The sequence below is a fragment of the Stenotrophomonas sp. YIM B06876 genome (assembly GCF_030711595.1).
In the GTDB taxonomy this organism is placed as follows: Bacteria; Pseudomonadota; Gammaproteobacteria; order Xanthomonadales; family Xanthomonadaceae; genus Stenotrophomonas.
Window position 1 is genome coordinate 1 of the sequence record NZ_JAUJUJ010000165.1, and the last position, 1,729, is coordinate 1,729.

The following is a 1,729-nucleotide window of genomic DNA, read 5'->3' on the forward strand; positions in this document are numbered from 1 at the left end:
CTGCAGGCCGCGCCACCCGACCTGCGCCCGCGTTGGCCATGGCGGCAGTTGCTGGCGGTGTGGCTGCTGGGCATCGCGGCAATCGTCGCTGCATGGCTGTGGTCGCCGCCGCTGGAACCGGCCCCGCAGGCACGCGATGGCGGCCCCGCGGCGGCCACCGCTGCCACACCGCCACGGCTGCAGCGCGCGCAGCTGTCGATCAGCGCCCCGGCCTATACCGGCATTGCCGCCTTGCAGCAGGACCGCCTCGCGGCCACGGCGCCGCAGGGCAGCCGGCTGCGCTGGTCGCTGCGTTTCGAGCCGCAGCCGCAAACAGCCGAACTGCGCTTCCACGACGGCCGCAGCGTCACATTGCACGCGCGGGACGGCCAATGGGTGGGCGAACACCGGCTCGANAGCGCGCGCAGCTGTCGATCAGCGCCCCGGCCTATACCGGCATTGCCGCCTTGCAGCAGGACCGCCTCGCGGCCACGGCGCCGCAGGGCAGCCGGCTGCGCTGGTCGCTGCGTTTCGAGCCGCAGCCGCAAACAGCCGAACTGCGCTTCCACGACGGCCGCAGCGTCACATTGCACGCGCGGGACGGCCAATGGGTGGGCGAACACCGGCTCGACCGGTCGGCGCTGTACCGGATCGTCACCACTCCGGCACTGGCCGAGGCCCCGCTGCAGCGGCTCGACGCGATTCCCGACCGCGCGCCGCAGATCCGCGTGCTGCAACCCGAACGCACGCTCACGGTGGCTGACAGCGGCCAACGGCAATGGCCGCTGCTGTTCGAAGCCAGCGACGACTACGGCGTGGCGGCCTCGGCGCAATTGAAGATCACCGTGGCCCAGGGCAGTGGCGAGAACATCGTTTTCCGCGAACACCGCGTGACCCTGGCCGGCAGCGGCCCGTCCCGGCAACGCCGCTTCGCGCGCACGCTGGACCTGGCCGCCCTCGGGGTCCAGCCCGGTGATGACCTGATCGCCCAGCTCAGTGTCGAGGACAACCGCGTGCCGACGCCGCAGACCGCACGCAGCGCCAGCCTGATCCTGCGCCTGCCCAGCGAGCAGGAACTGCAGAGCAGCGACCTGGAAGGGACGATCAAGAAAGTGATGCCGGCCTACTTCCGCAGCCAGCGGCAGATCATCATCGATGCCGAGGCGCTGCTGAAACAGCGGCGCACGCTTGCGGCCGATGCCTTCGTCAATCGCGCCGACGCCATCGGCGTGGACCAGCGCATTCTGCGTCTGCGCTACGGCCAGTTCCTGGGCGAGGAAAGCGAAGGCGCGGCCAAGCCGCCGCCGACCCGCGATGGGCCCGGCAACGCGGCGGCAGCCGGCGGCCACGACGACGCGCATCGCGACGCTGACGGCCATGACCACGACCACGGCACCGCAGACAACAGCAACGGCGCAGCGGTCTTCGGCAGCGCCAGCGACGTGCTGTCCGAATACGGCCACACCCACGACCACGCCGAAGCGGCCACCCTGCTCGACCCGCAGACCCGCGCCACGCTGAAAGCGGCGCTGGACCAGATGTGGCGCGCCGAAGGCGAGCTGCGCCAGGGCAGACCCGATACCGCATTGCCGTTCGCCTACAAGGCGCTGGGCCTGATCAAGCAGGTGCAGCAGGCCGAGCGCATCTACCTGGCGCGGGTCGGGCCGGAGCTGCCGCCGATCGACGAAAGCCGGCGCATGGGCGGCGATCGCAGCGGGATCGCGCCCGGCCGCACCGCGCTGGTCGCCGC

At 71.7% G+C, this 1,729-nt stretch carries 1 pseudogene; it reads left to right on the top strand.

The window, feature by feature from the left end:
• Window positions 1-371 precede the first annotated feature (371 nt).
• A pseudogene (locus QZH66_RS15725) lies at window positions 372-1,729 on the top strand (hypothetical protein); the annotation flags it as partial.